This is a genomic window from Agrobacterium sp. (assembly GCF_059499945.1).
The window spans coordinates 1,014,469-1,037,425 of sequence record NZ_JCABZP010000014.1; the positions used below are offsets into that span (position 1 = coordinate 1,014,469).

General features: G+C 59.4%; 23 protein-coding genes. 11 read left to right on the plus strand and 12 right to left on the minus strand.

Translation table 11 applies throughout. From position 1 onward, the window contains the following. Positions 1-7: 7 nt before the first annotated feature. Together AC5I5B_RS16735 and AC5I5B_RS16740 are read left to right on the plus strand one after the other, a co-directional pair. On the plus strand, positions 8-457 hold the full coding sequence (locus AC5I5B_RS16735) for a DNA polymerase III subunit chi (protein WP_003502102.1): 450 nt from the start codon (positions 8-10) through the stop codon (positions 455-457). A gap of 196 nt (positions 458-653) precedes the next feature. After that, positions 654-1,682, plus strand: coding sequence for a sensor domain-containing diguanylate cyclase (locus AC5I5B_RS16740; RefSeq protein WP_111792523.1), 1,029 nt, complete (start codon positions 654-656; stop codon positions 1,680-1,682). A 31-nt stretch (positions 1,683-1,713) separates the two neighbouring features. Here AC5I5B_RS16740 and AC5I5B_RS16745 read toward each other — a convergent pair whose 3' ends face one another. Continuing rightward, positions 1,714-2,640: a Gfo/Idh/MocA family protein gene (locus AC5I5B_RS16745; RefSeq protein WP_003502104.1), complete on the minus strand. Its 927-nt coding sequence runs from the start codon at positions 2,638-2,640 to the stop codon at positions 1,714-1,716. 340 nt (positions 2,641-2,980) lie between these two features. Here AC5I5B_RS16745 and AC5I5B_RS16750 point away from each other — a divergent pair, with 340 nt between their 5' ends. From AC5I5B_RS16750 to AC5I5B_RS16770, 5 genes are all read left to right on the plus strand, one after another. Continuing rightward, positions 2,981-4,168, plus strand: a complete 1,188-nt coding sequence (locus AC5I5B_RS16750; protein WP_003502105.1) for a GGDEF domain-containing protein — start codon at positions 2,981-2,983, stop codon at positions 4,166-4,168. Between the two features lie 112 nt (positions 4,169-4,280). After that, on the plus strand, positions 4,281-6,221 hold the full coding sequence (locus AC5I5B_RS16755; protein WP_031234577.1) for an EAL domain-containing protein: 1,941 nt from the start codon (positions 4,281-4,283) through the stop codon (positions 6,219-6,221). 119 nt (positions 6,222-6,340) lie between these two features. Then, entirely contained in the window at positions 6,341-8,047 is a 1,707-nt protein-coding gene (locus AC5I5B_RS16760; protein WP_495752753.1) for a sensor histidine kinase, read from the plus strand. Continuing rightward, a complete protein-coding gene (locus AC5I5B_RS16765) occupies positions 8,044-8,652 on the plus strand; it encodes a response regulator transcription factor (protein WP_112292804.1) in 609 nt (202 codons plus the stop codon). The genes AC5I5B_RS16760 and AC5I5B_RS16765 overlap by 4 nt, the downstream gene beginning before the upstream one ends. Before the next feature lie 88 nt (positions 8,653-8,740). After that, complete coding sequence (locus AC5I5B_RS16770) at positions 8,741-9,223, plus strand: GlcG/HbpS family heme-binding protein (RefSeq protein WP_003502109.1); 483 nt, start codon at positions 8,741-8,743, stop codon at positions 9,221-9,223. Between the two features lie 59 nt (positions 9,224-9,282). On the opposite strand, the gene AC5I5B_RS16775 is transcribed toward AC5I5B_RS16770, so the two are convergent. Together AC5I5B_RS16775 and AC5I5B_RS16780 are read right to left on the minus strand one after the other, a co-directional pair. Further along, positions 9,283-11,166, minus strand: coding sequence for an ABC-F family ATP-binding cassette domain-containing protein (locus tag AC5I5B_RS16775; RefSeq protein WP_003502110.1), 1,884 nt, complete (start codon positions 11,164-11,166; stop codon positions 9,283-9,285). Between the two features lie 69 nt (positions 11,167-11,235). After that, the gene (locus AC5I5B_RS16780; RefSeq protein ID WP_162694788.1) at positions 11,236-12,282 is read right to left on the minus strand and encodes a GGDEF domain-containing protein; all 1,047 of its coding nucleotides are present in this window, start codon (positions 12,280-12,282) and stop codon (positions 11,236-11,238) included. A gap of 237 nt (positions 12,283-12,519) precedes the next feature. On the opposite strand from AC5I5B_RS16780, the gene AC5I5B_RS16785 reads away from it, so the two are divergent. Together AC5I5B_RS16785 and ndk are read left to right on the plus strand one after the other, a co-directional pair. Beyond that, positions 12,520-13,215, plus strand: coding sequence for a glutathione S-transferase family protein (locus AC5I5B_RS16785; RefSeq protein ID WP_026363455.1), 696 nt, complete (start codon positions 12,520-12,522; stop codon positions 13,213-13,215). A gap of 103 nt (positions 13,216-13,318) precedes the next feature. Next, a complete protein-coding gene (ndk, locus tag AC5I5B_RS16790; RefSeq protein ID WP_003502118.1) occupies positions 13,319-13,741 on the plus strand; it encodes a nucleoside-diphosphate kinase in 423 nt (140 codons plus the stop codon). Between the two features lie 206 nt (positions 13,742-13,947). On the opposite strand, the gene AC5I5B_RS16795 is transcribed toward ndk, so the two are convergent. Together AC5I5B_RS16795 and AC5I5B_RS16800 are read right to left on the minus strand one after the other, a co-directional pair. Continuing rightward, the gene (locus AC5I5B_RS16795; protein ID WP_111834281.1) at positions 13,948-14,460 is read right to left on the minus strand and encodes a hypothetical protein; all 513 of its coding nucleotides are present in this window, start codon (positions 14,458-14,460) and stop codon (positions 13,948-13,950) included. Further along, the gene (locus tag AC5I5B_RS16800; protein ID WP_020813538.1) at positions 14,457-15,017 is read right to left on the minus strand and encodes a CGNR zinc finger domain-containing protein; all 561 of its coding nucleotides are present in this window, start codon (positions 15,015-15,017) and stop codon (positions 14,457-14,459) included. Before AC5I5B_RS16800 ends, AC5I5B_RS16795 begins: the two co-directional genes overlap by 4 nt. 52 nt (positions 15,018-15,069) lie before the next feature. Here AC5I5B_RS16800 and AC5I5B_RS16805 point away from each other — a divergent pair, with 52 nt between their 5' ends. Further along, on the plus strand, positions 15,070-15,966 hold the full coding sequence (locus tag AC5I5B_RS16805; RefSeq protein ID WP_099085504.1) for a branched-chain amino acid ABC transporter permease: 897 nt from the start codon (positions 15,070-15,072) through the stop codon (positions 15,964-15,966). Between the two features lie 61 nt (positions 15,967-16,027). Here the strand turns inward: AC5I5B_RS16805 and AC5I5B_RS16810 are convergent, their stop codons facing one another. From AC5I5B_RS16810 to AC5I5B_RS16830, 5 genes are all read right to left on the minus strand, one after another. Continuing rightward, positions 16,028-16,483, minus strand: a complete 456-nt coding sequence (locus AC5I5B_RS16810; RefSeq protein WP_111834282.1) for a molybdenum cofactor biosynthesis protein MoaE — start codon at positions 16,481-16,483, stop codon at positions 16,028-16,030. Between the two features lie 4 nt (positions 16,484-16,487). After that, positions 16,488-16,742: a molybdopterin converting factor subunit 1 gene (gene moaD, locus AC5I5B_RS16815; RefSeq protein WP_031234579.1), complete on the minus strand. Its 255-nt coding sequence runs from the start codon at positions 16,740-16,742 to the stop codon at positions 16,488-16,490. Further along, the gene (gene pgsA, locus AC5I5B_RS16820) at positions 16,742-17,329 is read right to left on the minus strand and encodes a CDP-diacylglycerol--glycerol-3-phosphate 3-phosphatidyltransferase (protein ID WP_003502124.1); all 588 of its coding nucleotides are present in this window, start codon (positions 17,327-17,329) and stop codon (positions 16,742-16,744) included. Before pgsA ends, moaD begins: the two co-directional genes overlap by 1 nt. 103 nt (positions 17,330-17,432) lie before the next feature. Beyond that, positions 17,433-19,478 carry an excinuclease ABC subunit UvrC gene (gene uvrC / locus AC5I5B_RS16825; RefSeq protein ID WP_060726133.1) on the minus strand — a complete coding sequence of 682 codons (2,046 nt, stop codon included), beginning with the start codon at positions 19,476-19,478 and terminating at the stop codon, positions 17,433-17,435. Then, on the minus strand, positions 19,475-20,263 hold the full coding sequence (locus tag AC5I5B_RS16830) for an SDR family oxidoreductase (protein ID WP_003502126.1): 789 nt from the start codon (positions 20,261-20,263) through the stop codon (positions 19,475-19,477). Before AC5I5B_RS16830 ends, uvrC begins: the two co-directional genes overlap by 4 nt. Before the next feature lie 348 nt (positions 20,264-20,611). Between AC5I5B_RS16830 and AC5I5B_RS16835 the strand changes: the two genes are divergently transcribed. Then, a complete protein-coding gene (locus AC5I5B_RS16835) occupies positions 20,612-21,268 on the plus strand; it encodes an outer membrane protein (RefSeq protein WP_003502127.1) in 657 nt (218 codons plus the stop codon). Positions 21,269-21,383: 115 nt separating this feature from the next. Here the strand turns inward: AC5I5B_RS16835 and AC5I5B_RS16840 are convergent, their stop codons facing one another. Both AC5I5B_RS16840 and AC5I5B_RS16845 read right to left on the minus strand, forming a co-directional pair. Next, a complete protein-coding gene (locus tag AC5I5B_RS16840; protein WP_087743731.1) occupies positions 21,384-21,980 on the minus strand; it encodes a glutathione S-transferase in 597 nt (198 codons plus the stop codon). A 112-nt stretch (positions 21,981-22,092) separates the two neighbouring features. Further along, positions 22,093-22,851: a ribonuclease T2 family protein gene (locus AC5I5B_RS16845; RefSeq protein WP_111780898.1), complete on the minus strand. Its 759-nt coding sequence runs from the start codon at positions 22,849-22,851 to the stop codon at positions 22,093-22,095. Positions 22,852-22,957: the final 106 nt, after the last annotated feature.

The window sequence follows — 22,957 nt, forward strand, 5'->3', positions numbered from 1 at the left end:
TCTGCGGATGACTGAAATTCTGTTCTACCATCTGACGGAATCGAAGCTGGAGGACGCGTTGCCGCCTTTGCTCGAGAAATCGCTGGAGCGCGGCTGGAAGGTCGCGATCCAGACGGCGGGTGAGGAGCGCCGCGATTTCCTCGACACACATCTGTGGACCTTTCGTGACGACAGCTTCCTGCCGCACGCCACCGATACTTCGCCCGCACCGCAAAGTCAGCCGATTCTCCTGACGGCGTCGGACGAAAATGCCAACGCGGCGAGTGTCCGCTTTGTCGTTGATGGCGCAGAGCCGCCAGCGGTGGAAGCCTATGAGCGTATCGTGTTCATGTTCGACGGATACGATGCCTACCAGCTTGAAATGGCGCGAAATCACTGGAAGAGGCTGAAAACAGAGGGGCATTCTCTGACTTACTGGCAGCAGTCGCCTGAAGGCCGCTGGCAGAAGAAGGCCTGATCGCACAGCAGGTTTGTAACCCCACGATTGGTTCCATACGCAAACAGACCGGCAAAATTTCGCATGTGGCGTCAATTGCCGGTTTTTGCATTATGCGCCGAAAGGAAAGCCGCGAAACAGACGCGGCTTTCATGGTGTGGTCTTTTCATCCGGTCAAAGGCGGGTGCCGCGGACGAAACAGCAGAGGGACATGAGCATGGGGCAGGCAATTTCACGACCGGACGGGGAAATGGAGCGTCTGGTCGCGGTGCGGTCGATCATGTCCTTCAAGAATGCCGACATGCCGGAACTGAAAGTGCTGTCGCAATTGGGGCAGGGCGTTTTCGGCGTGCCACGGGCGGCCGTCCACATCGTTGACGAGGATTGGCTTCATATCGCGGAACAGGCGGGTATGGAGCTTTCAGAATGCTCGCGTGACCTGTCGATCTGCAGCCGCGTCATCACCAAGAGGGATGTGGTGATCATCTCCGATCTGACCGAGCATCCGGATTTCCGTTTCATGCCCTATGTAAAGGGCGGTCCCGGGTTGCGTTCCTATGCCGGTGCGCCGATCGAGCTGGAGCCGGGCCTCGTCGTTGGCGCCTTCTGCCTGGTCGATACGGTACCGCGGAAATTCTCTCGTACGGAAATCGACAGCTTAAGACGTTTTGCATTGTTGGCCGCCGCGCTTCTGCGGCTCCAGAAAGCCAATTTCACCATGAGTCTTGCCGAACGCGAGCTGCGCGACGCCGCGATGACCGACCCGCTGACCGGTTTTTATAATCGCAAGGCTCTGGAGGCGATCGTCGATAGCCAGCTCGGCGCGGCCCTCGGTGCAAACGAGGCCTTCGGTGTCCTCTATCTCGATCTTGATGGTTTCAAGACCATCAACGATACGTTCGGCCACCCGGCGGGAGACCGAGTTCTGACCGAAGCTGCGGGGCGCATTCGCAAAACGGTCCGCAGCGAGGATATCGTGGTGCGTATGGGCGGCGACGAATTCGCGATTTTCATGCCCCGGCCGAGCGCCTCCGAGGTGCTGAACGGATTGGCGGACCAGTTGCTTGCCGCCTTCCGCAAACCTTTTGATGTCGATGGGAACGAGGTGGGTGCCCGCCTCAGCATAGGCGGCGCGCTGGCCCCACAGGCCGGAGCAGACCGCGCGACGCTGCTGCAGAGCGTCGACGAAGCGCTGTATCAGGCCAAAAAATCAGGGCGCGACCGTTTCGTCAGCCGCGCCCTCTAAGGCATTGTCCTTCGGGAAGCGTTTCCGCTTCTCAGTCGTAGAAGGAATCCACGAATTTGTGGCGGCCGAGCAGGAAGGCGTCGGCCACGTGGGTCAGTGGCGCGAGATCGACGTCGGAGCGGCCTGCCTTGATGATCTCGGAGAAACGCTCGTAAAGGGCCGGATATTCCCGCTCAGGCTCGGACAGTTTTTCTTCGCCGTTGATCGAGAGCTTCGCGCCCCCCTCCGAAAGCACCATCCGTCCCGCTGCCGTCTCGGCGACGATATCCCAGCTCTGCTTGCCGGTCTGGCGCCAGTCGAATTCCGCATGGACGGGCGTTTGCGTCACGTCGGAAAAATGCAGGTCGGCGGCGATCGGCGCGTCACGGTTTTCCGGGAATTCAAGCGTCGCCTTGGTCAGGAACAGCGCGTGCGGCAGGATATGCGTGATGATCGAAAGCGCGTTGATGCCGGGATCGAACACGCCGAGACCGCCCGCCTGCCAGATCCAGGCCTGGTTCGGGTGCCAGTGGCGCACATCCTCTTTCCAGATGACATGAACGCTGTCGATCTTCGTCGAGGCCAGAAACGCCTTCGCAGCCTCGACCGCCGGCGCATAACGCGAATGCCAGCTTGCAAACAGCGACAGGCCCTTTGAATCCGCAAGCCGCACGAGATCCTGCACTTCCGAAAGAGTGGCGCCGGGCGGCTTTTCGAGGAAGACGTGCTTGCCGGCATTCAGTGCCGCATAGGCGGCCTCGTAACGATATTGCGGCGGCATGCACAGCGATACCGCATCGATAGCAGGCACAGCCTCCAGCATGGCCTCGATGGTGCCATAGGAAGCGACGCCGTCCACCGTGCCATGACGGCTCGCGGTGCAGATCAATTCAAAATCCGGATTACCTGCGATGGCCGGAAGATGCTGGTCACGAACGATTTTGCCGACGCCGACGATGGCAAGCTTGGTGGCTGACATGAAGTGGAACCCGTGTGAGTGCTGCATGGGATAAAGTGTGATTTTTACAAGTTTTTAGCAGAAACGCTCGAAGGAGCAAGGTGATCGTTTCCGCCCGGCGCGTCTTTTTTCAAGTTGTAACTTCATAACAATTTTTCGGTATGGGCATTCTTTTGTTGTGTAATATTTGAGATTAAAAAACATTATTTTTGAGTTTTTAGTGTTATTTTTTTTATCAGTCAGCGGTTTTAATGTTGATTTTTTCAGGTATATTCCATGGATGTTAGCGGTAATTTTATATTTCACTTGAATAGATTTTCTGAATAGCAGGTGTGTGTTGGTTTTACTTAGAGATGACCGTTTGTCTGGCTTCGTTCAGAAAGTCAACGAAAACAGCCGGCAATTCAATACATATGGATTGATTTTCGGCGTCACCCTCTACAATCTCTACGTGCTTGTGGACATAAGTCTGGTGCCGGAGATCATCTGGCTGGATCTTACAGTCCGCCTGTTTATCATCACGCCGCTTCTGTTTCTTTATTTTCCCGCGCGCTATTATGCGATCAGTGTGCGGCCGGATGCGGTGGTGCATGAGGTGCTTCACGGGCTGGGCTGCATGATGGTCGTCGCCTCGATCATGTTCATCTATGCCAATGCGCAGACGTCATCGGCCAGCGAATATTACATGGGGATCGTCACCGTCGTCCTCTATATGAATACGATACATCGCAAACCGTTTCCGCTTGCGGTCATGGGCACGGTCGGCTGCATGGCGGTTTTCATCATCGGCATGGAATATGTCACCGTGACGAGCGAGGTGGCCAAGCTCCCCGCGATCATGTGTTCCGTCGGAATCAGCGCCGTCTCACTGTTTGCGGCCTATCGTATCGAGCAGGTGGAAAGACGGGACTATCTGGCGTCGCTGCGCGAGAAGACGTTGCTGCAGCGGATTCAAAACGCAAATCACGAGCTTCAGCAGCTTTCCAATACCGACCAGCTCACCGGCATCCGCAATCGCCGCAGCTTTGACGAGGCGGCGAACGAGGCTTCGGGCGGCAACGGCAGGCCGCGGGCGCTCATCCTTCTCGATGTCGATTATTTCAAGAACTACAATGACTCAGAAGGCCATGTGGCCGGCGATGATTGCCTGCGCAGGATCGCCGGCAGGCTGCGCAGCGCCCTGCGCAGGGACGATGGCGACAGAAGTTTCGTCGCGCGTTATGGTGGCGAGGAATTTGTGGTTCTGCTCGACAATTGCGTTGTTTCCGCTGCACTCGCCATCGGTGAAAGACTGAGATTGGCTGTGATCGACGAGGCCATACCCCATCTCAACCGCCCCGACGGGCGGGAAATCGTCACCGTCAGCCTCGGCATTGCGGTTTCCGGTGACGGCAGGGAGATCATATACGAGATGGTCAACCGGGCCGACATGGCGCTTTACGAGGCGAAGCGCCAGGGCCGCGACCGGCTGGTGCTGGCCTCGGGGCATATGGGAACGATTGTCGGGCCAGCGGAACTTTACGGCGTCGAAGCCGCAATGTCGGCATAGGGCACTGAAGGCTAGGCGATGTGTTATAAGTTGTGTCCTGCGCGAAGCGGGATCTGTGAAGGCCATGTGCCGGAAATCCGGCCCCAGAACACATAATAACCGGGGAATGCAGATGATGGAATTGATCGCCTCACAAGCGGCAGCATCCGCTGCCGAACTTCCATTCCTCCTGCTTCAGGCGGCCGCCGTCGTTGGCATGGTGTCCGTGTTGATCCTCCTGCGGCGAAATATCGCCCTCGAGGACCCCCGCTATAAAATCTATTATGGCATCGTGTTCGGAATGACGGGCTTTCTGCTGACGCTGCTGGTTTCCGAATTCATCAAGCTGCCTTCCAAACCTTATATCCGCTCCGACCTGCTGTTTCTCGCCGGGGTGCTCGGCTCCTGGCAGGGCGGACTGATCAGCCTCTTCCTCGTGGCGGCCGGGCGTTTTGTGTTCGGTGGTCCCGTGCTGTTTTTTGCGGCCCTGCAGGACATGGTCGTCATTTCGGCCTGCGGCATCATCATGTATGGCTGGATGCGCAAGCGCCGTCTCGCCGACCTTGGAATTCGGGATATCCTCACCGTCTTTGCGGTCAGGTTCATTGCCGTGCTGCTTGCCATCGCGGCCTCATTCGCGCTTGGTCTGGTCGATCAGGCGCTGTTTTTGAGTGCAGTCGGCCGCCGAACCCTCGGCGCGGTCGCCGTCGGTCTGCCGATGATCGTCTGCCTGTTCATCCTTCTGCGCAGCGAGGCGCGGGCGCGGGACGAGGCAAAGAAGCGCGACGTTGCGGCGCGGACCGATTCATTGACCGGCCTGCCCAACAGGCGTGCCCTCAAAGACCACATAGAAACAACGATGCGGCAGGAGCCGGCCGTTCCGCATGCTCTCATTCTCATCGAAATCATCAATATTGCCGATGTCGCCGCCTGCGAGGGCGAGGACTGGAGCGATCTTTTCTGGCCCAGGCTGGCGCGGGAAATCTGCGATACCGAAGACGGTCTGCTGTGCAGGTCCAGCACGCCCTGCAGCTTCATGTTCGGCGATACGACACTTGCGGTCGTCATGCAGGGGGTTTCGCTGGAGAAGTCGGAAAGTGCGAAACTCATGATGCATCTGCATGATGGATTGAGCACGTTTTGCCGCTCGGCGGAGGCGGGGCCGGTTCCGCATCTCAAAATCGGTGCGGCAAATCTGGACCAGCTTTCCCGGCAAAATGTCGCCTCCTTCCTCAGGCACCTCAGTCTGGCGCTGAAGGGAAGCGATCATCCGGTGCAGATTTTCCCTTTCTCCTTTGCCGAGAAAGCGACACGGGACGAGGCGGTGCGGCAGATGCTGGTCAACTGGGTTAAATCCGGCAGACCGCCCATTTGTTATCAGCCGAAATTCGAAATGCGTGATCGCCGCATGATCGGCGCTGAAGCGCTGCTGCGCGCGGTCGATGCACACGGACAGGCGCTTTCGCCTTATTATGTACTGGAGATCGCCGAACGCCATCGGCTGCTGGTGGAATTCGAATGGTCGACGATCGAAGCCGTCGTGCGCGACCTTCGTGACCTGCACGGCCTTGACGCGGATTTTCATCTGGCCGTGAATATTTCCGCGTCGTCTTTTGCGACTGCGCGTTTCGGAGACCGGGTCGTGACGCTTCTACGCGAAATGGCAGTGCCGACGCATCGCCTCTCGATCGAAGTGACGGAGATGAGCAGGATACCGACCACTGATGTCGTGCAGCAGAATTTCGATGCGCTGGTCGCCGCAGGCGTCCGGCTGGCGCTCGATGATTTCGGCACCGGTTATGCCGCGCTTACTTTGCTGGCGCGGTTCCCTTTCGAAGAGGTCAAGATCGATCACTGGATGACGTCGAGGCTCGACCAATCGCGGTTCAGGGAGGCCATCGCACTCGCTTTCGAGAGCGCCGAGCGCTACGGCGCAAAGCTGGTAACGGAAGGCATCGAAACGGAGGAGCAGAGCCGGCTTCTCATGCAGATGGGCATACGCTTCGGGCAGGGTTATCTTTATTCCCCTGCCGTGCCGCTCGCCCGGCTGCAGCCTCGCAGGGCGTGCGCCTAACGCGTGGAGACCGATCGAGGCCCTTGCTGCGGCCAATGGCCATCAAAGGGAATTCGGCGACTGCTGCATTGAATGTTTTCCCGGTCTGTGCTGAGAAACTCCTTTGATGAACGAATGTCATGATCCTTTTTAAAGATCATGCGGGCGAGCCGATGCTTGAAAACAATGACGCATGGAACGACATGCCCGGAAAGCCGGCTCAGCACTTGCCGAATGAATCGGCCAAGGGCGAGGGTGGCGCCGGCCGCTCGCTTCGCGCGGCCGCCCATGCCGTATCAGGCGACCGGCCTACGGCGGACAATCCGCAGCCGCTTTCAGGATGGCCTTTTCTCAGGTTGTTTCTGGTCTGGGCACTGTTCATGGCGGCCGTCATTTCCGCTTTGGCGGCTTATCAATATGTCAGCCTGCTCGGCGAGCTGGGGCGAGAGAGCGACGCGTTGCAGGCCGAGGCATCCCGCCGCGCCGATCAGCATGATGCCCATGTGACGGCGCTTTCGGCGGTAGCGCAGGCGGAGCAGGGGGCGGACTACGGCCTGCTGCTTGATGTCGCCGCACCCATTCTGCAATTTTACCCGCGCATCGATGAGGTTCAGCTGGTTCCCCTCAACGAGGCGGGGCCTGTTATCGGCACCCGACCGCTGGAAAACGAGCTGGCAGCGGCGATCCGCAAGGCGGCATCGGTCTTTACCGGCCGGCCCGCCCTGGTGGCGAGCGGTCTCAGGCCCGGCCATTACATGATCGTCAAGCGCAGCCCCAATAACGAGACCGCCTCGAAAGCGCTGGTGCTTGCCGTCGATGCCGCGCGGCTTCTGGCGTCCGATGCTCCGTTCTGGTCGGCGAAACAGGCGGTGATCCGCCTCAAAATGCCTGACGGTACAGTCCTGTTCGGCCCGCCCTCGCTACCGGAAGCACCGCAATATGTCCGGCAACTGAGCAGCGCTACCCAGCCGCTTATGCTCGAAGTCGCGCTCTCGATCACCTGGCGCGATCTTTTACCCGGCCGCGCCCTGTTGGCGGGCATGGCCGGCGCGAGCATCGTTTTCCTGCTCGGCACTGTCATGGCAAGACAGAGGACGCGCATGCGCGCCGCCGAAAGACGGGCCGAACTGAGCGGCATGGAGGCGCGGCTCACCCATGCTTCGCGGGTCAATGCACTCGGAGAAATGGCAAGCGGTCTTGCCCATGAGCTGACCCAGCCTCTGACGGCGATATTGGCGCAGGCGCAGGCCGGACGGCGGCTGCTTGCCCGTCAGGATGTCACGGCCCTTTCCGGTGCTCTCGACGATATGATCGATCAGGCGCGATGCGCCGCCAATATGCTCGACCGGTTTCGCAACTGGTCGCTGCCGCACCGCAAGCCGGTGGCGGCGCATGATCTGCGCGCGGCTCTGCGCAATGTCGATGCGCTGCTTGCCGGAGAAGCGGCCCGGCACGAAGCCAGCATCGACATCGCCATGCCCGATACACCGCTCTTGGTGCGGGTCGACCCCGTCGAAATAGAACAGGTCATGTTCAATCTGCTGCGCAACGCGCTTGATGCGCTCACCGCCATCGAAGGCAGGCGCGCCATCACCGCCAGATTGAGCCGGAGCGATGATTTCGCCGTTCTCGACGTTGCCGATAACGGCCCCGGCGTCGCACCGGGCCTTCGCGACCGGCTGTTCACGCCTTTCGCCACCACGAAAACGAACGGCATGGGTCTGGGACTTGCCCTCAGCCAACGGCTGGTGGAGCGCGCCGACGGTGAAATCCTTTATGTCGAGAGTGAGAATGGTGCGCTTTTCCGGGTTGTCCTTCCGCTTGCAGCGGAGGCACAGACCCCATGACGCTCCCCGTTTATCTCGTGGATGATGATGACGCCGTACGCAAGGCGCTGATATTGCTCCTGTCCACCGTCGGCATCAAGGCGAAGGGCTTTGCCGATCCGGTGGTGTTTCTCGGTCAGCTCTCCGGGCTCGAACCGGGCTGCCTCATCTTCGATATCCGCATGCCTGCTATCACCGGATTGAAGCTGCAGGAGAAGCTGACGGAAGAGGGGATCGACTGGCCTGTCATCATCATTTCCGGTCACGGCAATATCGAAGCCTGCCGCCGGGCCTTTCACAACGGCGCGGTGGATTTTCTCTCCAAGCCCGTGGATGAGCAGGATCTCATCGACGCGATCCAGAAGGCTCACCGGATATTGGCCCGCACACTCGATGCAAAGGCACTGCAGGCGGAGAATATGGCGCTTTTATCGCTGCTGACCGCGCGGGAGCGGGAAATACTCGAACGCATCGCACTTGGGTTTACCACACGCCAGATCGCCGACGGGCTTGGCCTTTCGCCGCGCACGGTGGACAGCCATCGTGCCGCCATCGGCCTCAAGCTCGGCACCACCTCGCAGGCGGAAATGACAAGGCTCTGGCTGGAAGCCGGTGCGGATCGGTAGAACTACCGAGCAGCCGGCAAGTCTTACGGATTCGCGGCCGAGCGCCATCCGCTTAAGCTGCAGTCCTCATCAAGCAAGAGGACTTTCCATGATCCGCACCCTTCTCATCGCTTCCGCCCTGATCGCTCCTTCGGCCGCATTGGCGCAGACGCTGCCGACCGCGCCCTATCTGCCGCTCGAAATGGCGGAAAAGGCAGCCAAGGCAGCGCTTCAGGCTTGCTCCGCCAAGGGCAGCGCCGTCACCGTTGCCATCGTCGCCCGCGATGGTGCTACCAAGATTGTGCTGAAGGCGGATGGCTCCGGTCCACACACGGTCTCCAGCGCAACCGGCAAGGCCTTTGCCGCCGCATCGCTCGGCCGTGATATTGGCGAGATCGCGGAATTCATCGCCTCCAAGCCCGCCAATGATGGCCTTCGCAACATGGATGAGCGCATGGTCATCCAGGCCGGCGGCCTGCCGATCAAGATCGGCGACGCCCTGGTCGGCGGTATCGGTGTCGGCGGCGCGCCATCGGGCGCGATCGATGCCGAATGCGCCCGTGAAGGTCTCAACACGATCGGCGCGAAGTAAACTGCGTCAATGCGATACGGCGGCTTCGCAAGAGGCCGCCGGCTCTGCGCTGTCGCGCATCAACCCGCCATCGCATCCTCGTATTCACTGGAAAGCATCAGCCATTGCTCCTCCGCATCCGAAAGCCTGGAAGCGGCTTCGCCACGCTCTTTGACTTTCTGCGCGGCCTTGGCAGGGGCTTTTTCGTATAGCGCCGGGTCAGCCAGTTCGGTGTCGAGCGACTGAATCAGTTTCTCAAGCTTTGCCGTCAGGGACTCGATTTCGTTAATCTTTTTCTTGAGCGGCGCAAGCTGGGCGCGCTTTTCTGCGTTGGCCTTGCGCTGATCCGCCTTCGACGCCTGATCGGCAGCGGCCTCGGTCTTGTCTTCCTTCTTCCTGCCGGAGGAAACGACGAGATCGCGATATTCCTCCATGTCGCCTTCGAAGGTCTTGACCGTGCCGTCGGCGACCAGCCACAGCCTGTCCACCGTCGCCTCGATGAGGTGGCGGTCGTGCGAAATGAGGATGACCGCACCGCTATAATCATTCAGCGCCTCGATCAGCGCGCGGCGGCTGTCGATGTCGAGGTGGTTGGTCGGTTCGTCGAGGATCAGCAGGTTCGGCGCATGGAAGGCCGCAAGCCCCATCAGCAGGCGAGCTTTCTCGCCACCGGACAGATCCTTCGCCGCCGTCGCCATCTTTTCCGTCGCAAGTCCCATCTGGGCCACGCGGGAGCGCACCTGCGCTTCGGGCGCCAGCGGCATCAACTTGCGCACATGCTCGACCGGGGTTTCATCCGGCACGAGGTCATCGAGCTGGTGCTGCGCGAAGAAGCCGATCTTCATGCCGGGCGCGACACGAAGATCGCCCGCCTGCGGCGCAAGACGGCCGGAGATGAATTTCGCAAAGGTCGATTTGCCGTTGCCGTTCGAGCCGAGCAGCGCGATGCGATCGTCATTGTCGATCCGCAGATTGAGCTGCTTCAGGATGGATTTTCCCGGCTCGTAACCCACAGCACCACCATTGATGGCGACGATGGGCGAGGCCGGCTGCTTTTCCGGCTCGGGGAAGGTGATCGGCTGGACGTGATCCTCGATCACGGCGGCGACGGTGCCCATGCGCTCCAGCGCCTTGATGCGGCTCTGCGCCTGTCGCGCTTTTGTCGCCTTGGCGCGGAAACGGTCGATGAAGCTTTGCAGATGTTTGCGGGCGGCGTCGTTCTTTACCTTCGCCTTCATCTGTAATTCGTCGGCCTCGGCCTTCTGCCGCTCGAACTGGTCGTAACCACCGCGATAGAAGGTCAGCTTCTTCTGGTCCAGATGCACGATGGAATTGACGGCGTTGTTGAGAAGATCGCGATCATGGCTGATGATGATGACGGTATGCGGATAACGCCTGATGTAATCTTCCAGCCAGAGCGTGCCTTCGAGGTCGAGATAGTTGGTCGGCTCGTCGAGCAGCAAAAGGTCGGGTTCGGCAAACAGCACCGACGCAAGCGCCACCCGCATGCGCCAGCCGCCGGAGAAGGAGGAGGCGGGGCGAAGCTGCGCCTCGTGATCAAAACCGAGACCGGCAAGAATGCTTGACGCGCGCGCTTCGGCCGAATGGGCGTCGATGTCGACAAGCCGCATCTGGATTTCCGCGATACGATGCGGATCGGTTGCGGTTTCCGCCTCGGCGAGAAGCGCGCTGCGTTCCTTGTCGGCGGAAAGCACGATGGAAATCAGCGATTCCTCGGTGCCCGGCGCTTCCTGCGCGACCTGGCCGATGCGCGCCATCTTCGGGATCGTCACCGAACCGCTTTCAGCCGAAAAATCGCCGGTGATGACCCGGAACAGAGTGGATTTGCCGGCGCCGTTGCGGCCAACAAGGCCCGCCTTCACGCCGGCGGGAAGCGTCACGCTGGCATGGTCAAGAAGCAGACGCCCGGCGATGCGGGCGGAAAGATCGGTAATCGTAATCATGGCGCCGTTTTGGCCGAACTGTCTGGCCAAGGCAAGAGCGCCCGCGCCACACCATGAGAGAATGCTGTCTCAGGAGCCGAGTTGCGCCAGATAGCTGCTGCGGCTGTGCTGCGACACCTCCCGCGAATAACCGACGACGCAGTTGCGCGCGCCGCAGCGGGCCGAAAGAAGGGCGAGTTCCGCATGGCCGAAAAACTCGGCCGGCGTGGCGGTGCCATCCACTTCCGCGACGCCGATCGAAACCGTCAGATGTTCGCCATCGCCGCCAGTGGTTGCGAAGCGCAATGCCTCCACGCTCTGCCGCAGCCGCTCGGCAATGGCCTCGGCCGTGTTTTGCGGCACGCCGGCAAACAGAAAGGCAAATTCATCGCCACCGATACGGGCGACGAAATCGTCCTTCTTGATGGTCTTGCGAAACAGGGCGGCGAGACGTCGCAATGCCTTGTTGCCTGCAGACGAGCCATATTTGCCGTTGATTTCCCGGAAATGGTCGATATCCAGCAGCACCAGCGAGGTGGCGGATGCAGCCCGGTCCTTCGCGAAAAGAGCGCCAAGCTTTTCGAGAAAGGCGGCTCGGTTTGGCAATGCCGTCAGCGCATCGCGCAGCGACGCGGCCTGAAGCTCCGCGCGGTTCCTTTCAACCTCGCGGATTTTCACCAGCCCCATGGCGATGAAATGCCGAAGGCTTGTCTGTTCCTCGCGAATATCACCCAGCAACTCCACGAAACGCTCCGTTGCGGGCGGCTCGCCATCTTCGTCCTGCTCAAGGCTGCCCAGAAAGGTTTCAGTGCGTTCAAGGCTCGCATCCAGTCGCACGGAAATCTGCGTCAGTGTCTCGAAGGCTTCGCTTGCCATCTGTTCCGCCTCGATCCGCGAAAAACCGGGCAGATTGTGCCGCTGGCCGATGAGGTCGATTTCATGCTGCTGCGGCGCGTTGCCGAGCGCGAGAATGTCGCGGCCCATGGCCGGGTTGTGTCCAGACAATATTTCATAGATCAATTCGTAATTGCGCGGCAAAGGCGCAATGTTCATCTTGGCGATGAACTGCGTGATTTTGGTAACGACAAGTGCACTTCTTGCATGCTCGCGTTTTTTATCGCCCGCCGATGTCGTCACTGACAGCCCCAATACCAATGGATTATTATGAATAGACCGGCGATAACCGATTGTTGAACGGCGCTATTCTTACAAGCAACGGTTTAAAATAGAATAAACCCAGAAGGGAATTTTGCCGTCACGAAGCATGAATCCGCATTGGCGCACCTTGATCGATAATATGACAAATCCTGATTTGATTTCGGGTGGCGACCGTTTTTATATCGCTTCATCGATGTTGCAGAAGAGGGGCAGCCCATGACGACTTCCAGAACGCTCTATTCGCTATGCGGAAGCGACACTTCCCGGCCATTTTCTCCCCATTGCTGGAAAACCGTGCTTTCGCTGGCGCATAAGGGGCTGGATTTCGAGGAAAGGCCTTTGCCTTTTACGGTGATCCCCACGGTGGAGGATGGTTTTTCGAAGACCGTGCCCATCCTGCGCGATGGTGACGAACTGGTGAGCGACAGTTTCGAAATTGCGCTTTATCTTGACGAGACTTACCCGGAGCGCCCCTCGCTGTTTAACGGCGAGGGTGGCAAGGCAATGGCCCGTTTCGTCGAAAGCTGGTCGCAGACGGTGCTTCACCCCGCCATCGTCCGCATTGCCGTGCTCGATATCCACAATATGCTGGATGAGCCGGATCGCCATTATTTCCGCGATAGCCGCACGAAAGCGCTCGGCCGTCCGCTCGAGGACGTGGTGGCGAACCGCGAGGCGGAGATCGCAGCATTTCCGGCATTGCTCGCACCGATCCGGCGTATGCTGAGCTTCCAGCCTTTCATCGGCGGTACGTCGCCGCTCTTTGCGGATTACATCGTGTTCGGCGCGCTGCAATGGGCGCGGATCACCACTGGGCTGGATCTGTTTGCCGATAACGATCCGGTGCGGGACTGGTTCGAAGGCTGCCTCGATCTCTATGATGCGAGAGGCCGCAGTGTGACAGCGGCGTGAAATGTCTGCGGTGACAGTCGCAATCTCGTTGATCCCCCTTGTTTTCGGGCCTTTGGGCGGGTAAAGACCGCCCACTTTCTCTGAAGGAAAAGGAAACGGACACATGGCGATTGAACGCACATTTTCGATGATCAAGCCGGACGCAACCAAGCGTAACCTCACGGGCGCGATCACCAAGGTATTTGAAGACAACGGTCTGCGCATCGTCGCCTCCAAGCGCGTCTGGATGAGCAAGCGCGAAGCCGAAGGCTTCTACGCCGTTCACAAAGAGCGTCCCTTCTTCGGCGAACTCGTTGAAGGCATGACCTCCGGCCCGACCATCGTTCAGGTTCTGGAAGGCGAAAACGCCATCCTCAAGAACCGCGAAATCATGGGCGCCACCAACCCGGCCCAGGCTGCGGAAGGCACCATCCGCAAGAGCTTCGCGCTCTCCATCGGCGAAAACTCCGTTCACGGGTCCGACGCTCCGGAAACCGCTGCACAGGAAATCGCCTACTGGTTCGCCGAAACCGAAATCGTCGGCTGATTCAAAATCTCAACGGCTTGAATCGCTGTTGCAGGCGATTACGTGAAGCTGCTGAAAAGACTCGAGGAAACGGAGCCGAAAGGCTCCGTTTTTTTGTTTTGATAGGGGTAAAGGGTTAGGCTGCAGCCATTCCCACCTTCCTCATCCCTGTGACGAGCACAGGAATGAGGGATGGGACGCCTTCACGTCATTCATTCCGTCAGTCCCTACGACGCCGGACAATCCTGAACCGGCCGCATATCCGTCGTGCCATCCGGTTTGAACACCTCAGGATTGGGCGTATAAAGCGGGCCAACCACCAGCGGCTTGGCGGGCAGAAGTGACTGGTCGGTGTCGGAACGGATCGCTGTTTCGATGGTCTGGAGAATGTCGCCTTCCGGCCCTTTGATACGGATGGTGACCTTATAGGGCCGGTCCTGCTTCACGCATTCCACCGGTGGGCTCTGAACCGTGATCTTTTCGTCTTTCGGAAAAATCTTCTCGCGGCTGGTGAGGTCTGGACCACCGCGCGGGTTCTCGAACGTCGCCTCAATGGTGCTGCCGTCGCGAATGGGGGCGATGCGCTGAAGGGTCACCAGATAGGTGGCGATGGCCACGCGGTAGTTAAACACAAACATCCGGCCGGAAATCTTCGCCACCTCACGCGGTTCGTCCCGTTGGCAGCCGGAAAGGGCGAGCATCCCTGCAATCGCCAGCAATGGAAGGGCGATTCCTTTCATGTCCGCGCCTCCTTTTTCCGGTGATAGTGCCGGTTGGCTTTCTGCCGGTTGCCGCACACCGCCATATCGCACCAGATGCGGCTCTTGTTCTTGCTGCGATCGATAAACAGCCAGCCGCAATTGCCGCAGATGCGCAGCCGTTCCTGCGTCTCGCCCGCAAGTAGCGAGAGGGCGGAATGGGCGGTGGCATTGCCGAGGCTTTCGGCAAGCGGAAACGTCCGCAGCGCCGTGCCGCAGGCGAAAAGAAGCCCGGCTAGTTTGCCGTCGCCATCGCCGCTGCCGCTGATGGACGTGCGGAAATAATCGTCGACAGCCTCGCGAAGCTCTAGAAAAATCGGCCGCCTTTCCGCTTCGGGCGCGATGAGCGTGGGAAACCTGTGGCGCTCCGCACCGAGCCTTGTCGCCGCTTCGGCAAAGGCAGCGATCTGCGCCGGCACAGCAAAACGGTCGACTGATTTTGCCGCCTCCGAGCGCAGGATCACGCTATTGGCGACATCCAGCGCCAATGCGCCGCCTGCGAAACGATGTTCTGTCCAGCGAAAGGTCATATCGCACATTATAACTATCAAAACAGGTTTTAACAGTTATAATAATGGCGGGAGGACGCGCTTGGCCTATTTCCTGCAACAATTGCTGAATGCCGTGCCGGTCGCCTCGCTTTATGCGGTTCTGGCCTTTGGCTATGCCATCGCCTTTTCGGTCACCAGACGCGCCGATGTCACCTATGGCGCCATATTCGCCTTTGCCGGTCAGACCTGCCTGCTGTTTGCCGATTTCGGCTGGAACCGGCTGTGGCTGGTTCTGCCGGCAACACTTGCGCTCGGGGCAGGGGCGGGTGTGTTCGGTGGGCTATGGGCGGCGGGTTTTGTCGGCAGGGCGGTGATGCGGCCGCTGGCGAAAGCCTCTCCCAATGCGGTGACCGTCGCCTCGGTCGGCGTGCTGATCGCCCTCACGGAAAGCGCGAGGCTGGTCGCCGACACAAGGCAGTTATGGCTGCCGCCGCTTCTGTCTGAGCCGGTGCGTTTCTGGGCCGACGGGGGATTTGCCGTAACCCTGACACCGATGCAGATGCTGAACACGGCGGCGTTCTGCCTGCTCATTCTCGCGGGGTCGTTTTATCTCAGCCTTTCCGCTTTCGGCAGGCGTTGGAAGGCGGTGTCGGACGATGCTTTTGCCGCCGCTTTATGCGGGGTGAATGCGGGCAGGATATTTCTGCTGTCCTATTGCGCGGCGGGCCTCGTCGCCGCCATCGCCGGTGTGCTGGCCACTTTTTATTACGGCACCATGGATTTCGGGGCCGGTCTGGTCTTTGGACTGAAGGTGGTGCTGATTTCAGCGGCGGGCGGTTATGCCAGCCCGCTCATCTGCGGCCTTGGGGCCGCCGCCGTTGGTTTTGCGGAAACTTTCTGGGTCGGTTACGGCCCGGCCGCCTGGCGCGACGCAGCGGTTCTGGCGATGCTGGTCGGCTGGCTGATCATCATGCGCAGCAGGGTTGAAGCGCCCTAGAGCATCTCCGGAAAAAGTGGACGTCGGTTGTCCATCCGGAAATGCGAGAAAAGAACAAGCACTATCGCCACTTGTCCTTGGCCGTATCATCGGTTGTCTTTGCTGCAACCCAGTCGCCCGTCGAGCCATCCCTGCCATGTTCCTTTTTCCAGAACGGGGCGGATGTCTTGAGATAGTCCATCACGAAATTGGCGCCATCAAAGGCCGCCTGTCGATGAGACGAGGTTGCAATGACGAGGACGATATTTTCGCCGGTGGCGATCTTGCCGTGGCGATGGATGGCGGTGAGGCCAAGCAGGCCGAAACGCTCCATGGCAAGTTTGGCAATGCGGGTTATTTCCGCTTCCGCCATGCCGGGATAATGTTCTAGCTCCAGCGCCGCGAGTGTGCCGCCATCATCCCGGCAGAGCCCGGTGAAGGCCACCACCGCGCCGATGCTCCTGTCACTTTCCGTCAGCCGGCGGGTTTCTTCCGCAGCATCGAAATCCTGTGCCTGGACGCGGACTGTCGGCTGCATCCGCTCATCCCCCCGTCATCGGTGGGAAAATGCCGATCTCGCGTGCGCCGACAATGCTTTCGTCATGCTCGACATGTTCCTGATTGACGGCAACACGGATCACATTGGGAAACTCGAAGGCGGCTTCGTAATTTTCGCCGCGTGTCGCAAGCCAGGCGATCAGCTCGCCGGCCGTGGTGACGGAGGAGGGGATATCCAGCTCTTCTTCATCCGTGCCGATCTTCTCGCGCACCCAGGCGAAATAAACGATCCGTGCCATCATTCTTCGTCCACGATGTGCTTGAGGCCGGCCTTGAAATAATCATAACCGGTATACATGGTGAGTGCCGCGGCGAGCCAGAGAAGCGTAATTCCCATCTCGGTCGTGTAGGGCAGAACCTTGTCGCCCGCAGGACCCGCAAGCAGAAAGGCGATGGCCACCATCTGGATGGTGGTCTTCCATTTGGCGATGCGGGTAACGGGAACACTGACCTTCAGTGCTGCCAGATATTCGCGCAGGCCGGAGACCAGAATTTCACGGCAGAGAATGGTGATGGCCGCCCAGAGCGACCAGCCGGCAATGGTGCCATCAGCCGCCATCAGGAGCAGCACGGAGGCGACCAGCAGCTTGTCGGCAATCGGATCCAGCATGCGGCCGATATTCGACGTCTGGTTCCAGATACGCGCCAGATAACCATCGAGGAAATCGGTCAGCGACGCGATGATAAACAGCCACAAGGCTGTCCAGCGCGCGAAATCCGAGCTTTCCAGCTTTCCTTCGATGAAAAAGCAAAGAACAATGACAGGAACCGCGAGGATGCGGCCATAGGTGAGAAGGTTGGGAATGCTATATGCGCGCGAAGCCATGGGAAACCTGTCAGTCTAAGATCAGCTGCCTTGATGCCGCCGCTAGGGCATAGCGTCAACATGTGATTATGTTTTTTTAGCAGTTCGCCACGACGTCGCGGTATCAATCACTGCCGCTCTCGTGGAAGTGATTATAGATTTGTCGCGCCACCGTCTCGGAAATACCGCTGACAGCCATCAAATCGTTGAGACCGGCGCGGGAAACCGCCTTGGCCGTGCCGAAATGCTGCAGCAGGGAGCGTTTGCGGCCCGGCCCGATTCCCGAAATTTCATCCAGCGGATTGCGCACCATTTCCTTCTTGCGCCGCGCCCGGTGCGAGCCGATGGCAAAACGGTGCGCTTCGTCGCGCATGCGCTGGATGAAATAAAGCACGGGATCGCGCGGCGGCAGCGAGAAATCGCTGCGCCCGTCCGCGAAGAAGCGCTCGCGGCCCGCCTCGCGGTCCACACCCTTGGCGACGCCGATGGCCGTCACACAGTCGCGAATGCCGAGTTCGTCGAGAATGGCGCGCACCGCCGTCATCTGGCCTTGGCCGCCGTCGATCAGGATCACATCCGGCCAGGCGGGGAAGGGCATGTCGGCCGCTTCCTCCGGTGTCGGTGTCCGCTCGCGGTCGGGCTTGCCTTCTTCCTTCAACAGACGGGAGAAACGGCGGGTCATCACCTCACGCATCATGCCGAAGTCATCGCCGGGGGTGATGTCGGTCGATTTGATGTTGAACTTGCGGTACTGGTTCTTCACGAAACCTTCCGGCCCCGCCACCACCATGCCGCCCACGGCATTGGTGCCCATGATATGCGAGTTGTCGTAAATCTCGATCCGTCGCGGCACATAGGAAAGGCCGAAGGTTTCCGCAAAACCCTTCAGCAGCCGCGCCTGGGACGAGGTTTCCGCCAGCTTGCGGCCATGCGCCTCGCGGGCATTGGCAAGCACGTGGTCGGTAATGTCCTTCTTCTCACCGCGCTGCGGCACGCTGATCGTGACCTTGTGTCCCGCCTTTTCACCGAGAGCGGCGGCCAGCAGTTCCTGCTCCTCCACCGTTTCGGAAAGCAGGATCTGTTTCGGCACGGGCTTGTCGTCGTAAAACTGCGCCAGAAACGCGTTGAGAATTTCCGAGCCGGGCAGGGAAGGATCGGCCTTCGGGAAATAGGCGCGGTTGCCCCAGTTCTGGCCGGTGCGGAAAAAGAATACCTGAATGCAGGAGATGCCGCCCTCATGGTGGATGGCGAAAACATCCGCTTCCTCGATGCCAGCCGGGTTGATGCCCTGATGGCTCTGGACATGGGAAAGTGCGGCCAGCCGGTCGCGATAGACGGCGGCCCGCTCGAAATCGAGGTCTTCGGCCGCCTCGTTCATCTGCCGCGCAATCGCGGTCTTGACGCTCTGGCTCTTGCCGGACAGGAAATCCTTGGCTTCCTTGACGAGTTCCGCATACCCCTGATCGCTGACCTCATGCGTGCAGGGGCCGGAACAGCGCTTGATCTGGTAAAGAAGACAGGGGCGCGTGCGGGTCTCGAACACGCTGTCGGTGCAGGTGCGGATCAAAAAGGCGCGCTGCAGTGAATTGATCGTGCGGCCGACCGCGCCAGCCGACGCAAAGGGGCCGAAATAGTCGCCCTTGCGCGCCCGGGCGCCACGGTGTTTGAAAATCGCCGGTGCGCGGTTGTCGGCGGTGATGAGAATATAGGGAAACGATTTGTCGTCTCGCAAAAGCACATTAAAGCGCGGCCGCAAACGCTTGATCAGATTCGCTTCCAGCAGAAGCGCTTCCGTCTCCGTGCGGGTGGTGACGAATTCCATATGGGTGGTGAAACGCACCATCTGGGCGATGCGGTTGGAATGCACGCGGCCCTGCGCGTAATTGCCGACGCGCTTCTTCAGCGAGCGCGCCTTGCCGACGTAAAGTACGTCGCCCGCATCGTTGAACATGCGATAGACACCCGGCGAGTTCGGCAGGTGTTTGACGAATTCGCCGATCAGATCCATGCCCTTCAGGCCGGATTCGTTCTTCCAGCCTGCATTCCAATCCATGCCGGCAACGTCGCGCGGAGCCTCGGCCGCTTCCGGTGCGGCAAGGTTTGCATCGTCGTCTTCGTCGTCGGTTTCATCGAAGAGAATACCGCCATCAGGCAGCTTCTTTCCGTTCATTCATTTATCTCCGCCACGTCAGGGGTTTCCCAGCCGAGGTGCTGGCCGCCGTCGAGCGCGATCATTTGTCCGGTGACCGACGGCGTGTCGAAAAGAAAGCGAATCGTTCGCCCGAACTCATCCGGTGCGGGACCTCGCTTTAATATAAGGCCGTCGATCTGCGCCTGAAAGTCCTCGGGCGTCTGTCTTTCGCTTTTGAAGGTAGGACCCGGCCCGATGGCATTGACCCGCACGCGCGGTGCGAAGCTCTGCGCCATCGTCCGCGTGGCCGTCCACAGGGCGGATTTAGAAAGTGTGTAGGAATAAAAACGCGGCGTGAGGGCAAGCACGCGCTGGTCGATGATATTGACGATCAGCCCGGAATTGTCGGCAGGCAATTGTTCGACAAAGGCGGCGGCGATGAGTGAAGGGGCCCGCACATGCACGGCGAAATGCGCGTCGAAGATCGCGGGATCGGGTTTATCCGCCGAGTCGTCCAGAAAAACCGATGCATTATTGATAACGACGCCGATAGGTCCCAGCGCCGAAGAAGCCTGTTCGATGAGCCCAGAAGTGGGCCCGGACTGTGTCAGATCCGCCTGGACGGCAACGGCTTTGCCGCCTTTTTGCCTTATTTCGTTAGCGAATTCCTCGGCCTGCGCCATCGATTCATTGGCATGGACGGCGATCGCGAAGCCATGGGCGGCCAGATCGGTGGCGATTGCCCGCCCAAGCCGGCGGGCGGCCCCCGTTATCAAGACTGTCTTCGGTATATTTTCTTTCACGGCGGACCTGCATTTGCTCATCTCAGCCCTATTTGCTGGATATAAATGCAAATCGCAAGCTGTCCGTCAGCCCCAAAAGAATTGGGCGATTTTTTATTCACAATGCAATTTCGGTTTAATTTGAATATAACTAAGTTTAAAGGCGATCTATTGCTGGTTAGGCTTCTGTTATGGTTAATAAAACCCTTGTGGCAATTAGGCAACGTCTAATTCTAGTCACGCCTCTGCCCCAAACAATTCACATTTTGGCTCTTTGATCTCCGCATTCTCCCATCAAGTTCAGTTTCCAGAGGGGCGATTAACCCGACGAATTATGCCGCGTCTGAAAACAATGTTTTGAGTGCAGAGCGGTCCTGAAAGGAGAATAGCATGCGTATTTTCGTAGCAACCCTTATGGCTTCGACCATGGCAGCCGCCGGCTTTTCGGCTGCTCACGCCGCTGACGCCGTAAATGAAGTGCCGCAGGCACCGGTGTCCTACGACCAGCCCGCACCGGTCAAGGATTGGTCCGGCGCTTACCTCGGTGGTACGGTCAACTATGACTGGGGCCGTTTCAGCTCCAGCAATGACGGCCGTGACGCCAAGGGCTTCGGCGGCGGTCTGTACGGTGGTTACAACATGCAGAGCGGCCAGATCGTTTACGGCGCCGAAGCAGACGTCAACCTCGGCGACGAGAAGGGTTCTGCCGGTACGGTTGCCGGCAACGCCATCGAAGGCAAGCAGGGCGTCAACGGCTCGCTGCGCGGCCGCGTTGGTTACGACATGAACCCGTTCCTGCTTTACGGTACGGCTGGTCTTGCCGTCTCCGACAACAAGGTACGTGACGCGACCTCCAAGGACAGCGCCACCGCCCTCGGTTACACTGTCGGTGCCGGTGTAGAAGCCATGGTGACCGATAACATCACCGCCCGTCTGGAATATCGCTACAGCGACTACCAGAAGAAGGACTACGGTCTCGACTCCGGCGCGTTCTCGCGTGGTTTCGACGATCACTCGGTCAAGGCCGGTATCGGCGTCAAGTTCTGATCCTTTTTGGATCGGTTAAAGAAAAGCCGGGGTTTATGCCCCGGCTTTTTGTTTTGTGGCATACCGCCGAAATAAATGCCCGGCGATCAGGCCGGGCATTGTTCTTTCGCTAACCTCAGGCGGCGGCCTTCATTTCCGTGTAGGCTTCGAAACGCTTGCCGAAGGTTTCAGGCCAGGCGGCCAGCGCATCGCGCCCTTCGGCCCATTCGCCGGCAAAACGCAGGTCGAGATAACCGATCATCGCCGCAAGGGCGAAATGGCCGCCATGCAGCTTCTTGCCGGTTTTGGGCAGGTTGGCGTTGAGGTAATCAAGTCCGCGTACCACCTTGCTCCACTGCTTGTCGATCCAGGGCTGATGGATCTTGTCTTCCGGGCGGAAACGGCGCTCGTAAACGATGGCAAGCAGGCAATCCATGATGCCGTCGCACAGCGCCTCCAGAATTTCCACATCCGTGCGCTTGCCGTTCTTTTTCGGGTAGAGCTTGCCGCCTGAAAGACGGTCGAGATAGTGCATGATCGCCACGCTGTCATAGACCGAGCCGCCTCCATCCAGAAGCAGGACGGGAATCTTGCCGAGCGGATTGTTGTCCATCAGCGTTGCGGGCTCGGCATTGGTGTCGACGCGTACCGAGGTGATGTCGATGCCGAGATGGCGGGCGGCCATGCGCACCTTGGCGGAGTAGGGGGAGGCGGGCGAGTAAAGCAGTTCCATGGTCAGGTCCTATGGGTTGTCGTCTGGGGACTGGAGTATTCAGTAAAACTGGATAGCGGTTTTATGTCTGGAAAATGTGTACAGACGAGAAATAGAGCGCATTCGATGCGCTCTAGCGAATGGGGATGATTTCTGCGGCGTTGGCGCGGCAGCCCTTGCGGTCAAGCTCGGGGCAATCGCGGAACGTCATGTCCCGGTTGAGGCAGATGCGTACTTCCTCAAGGCGTTTGCCGTCGCAGCTGATGGAGATGCCACGTTTCGACAGGCCCGGATTGGCGTCGGTGAAAGCGTTTTCTATGGCGTCGGCGGACAGTGTGGAGGCCGCGGCGCCCGAGGCGATCTTTTCCGGCAGCCGGACGGCCTCGAAGGCGGCCCGCGTTGCCGAGAAATAATCCCTCTGCGACAGGCCGGAGCAGGAGCCGTGCTTGCGCCACTGGTGGCCGATAAGGCCCATAGACGGCATGATATCGAACATACTGCGGCCGATCGCGTCAGGAACACGCTCAGGCTCGCTGCTTCGGCAGAATTCGGGATAGCCGTTTTCGTTCTGCGGCCAAAGCCCGTGCGCGACGAAACCGTAACGCCTGTCGCTGCCGCATTGCTGACGGTTACCCGAGCCTTCGGAACTGGCGCAGAAGGCCGGAGACCAGGACAAGGAAAGCACGTAGAAATCGAAACCCGTTCCGCGAGGTGCCGGATTATTGCCCGTATTTCTCCGTGGTGTCTCTTGCTGCGGGTGTCCCGCGGATTGCGGCGAGGCTTGCGCCTGCTGATCGTTCACGGGTCCTTTCGGGGCGGGTTTTTCCTGTGCAAACCACAGCGCCGCAAGCGATAGAAGACCCAAGGCGATGAAACCTGCGTAACGTTTCATTCCGTGCACGTTCCCCGGAAACTGGACCAGTTCATACCGCCGTCGGGCGACGATCCGGTCTTACATAAATTTGTGAACGAGGCAAACGGGCAAAAAGGTTGAAAGC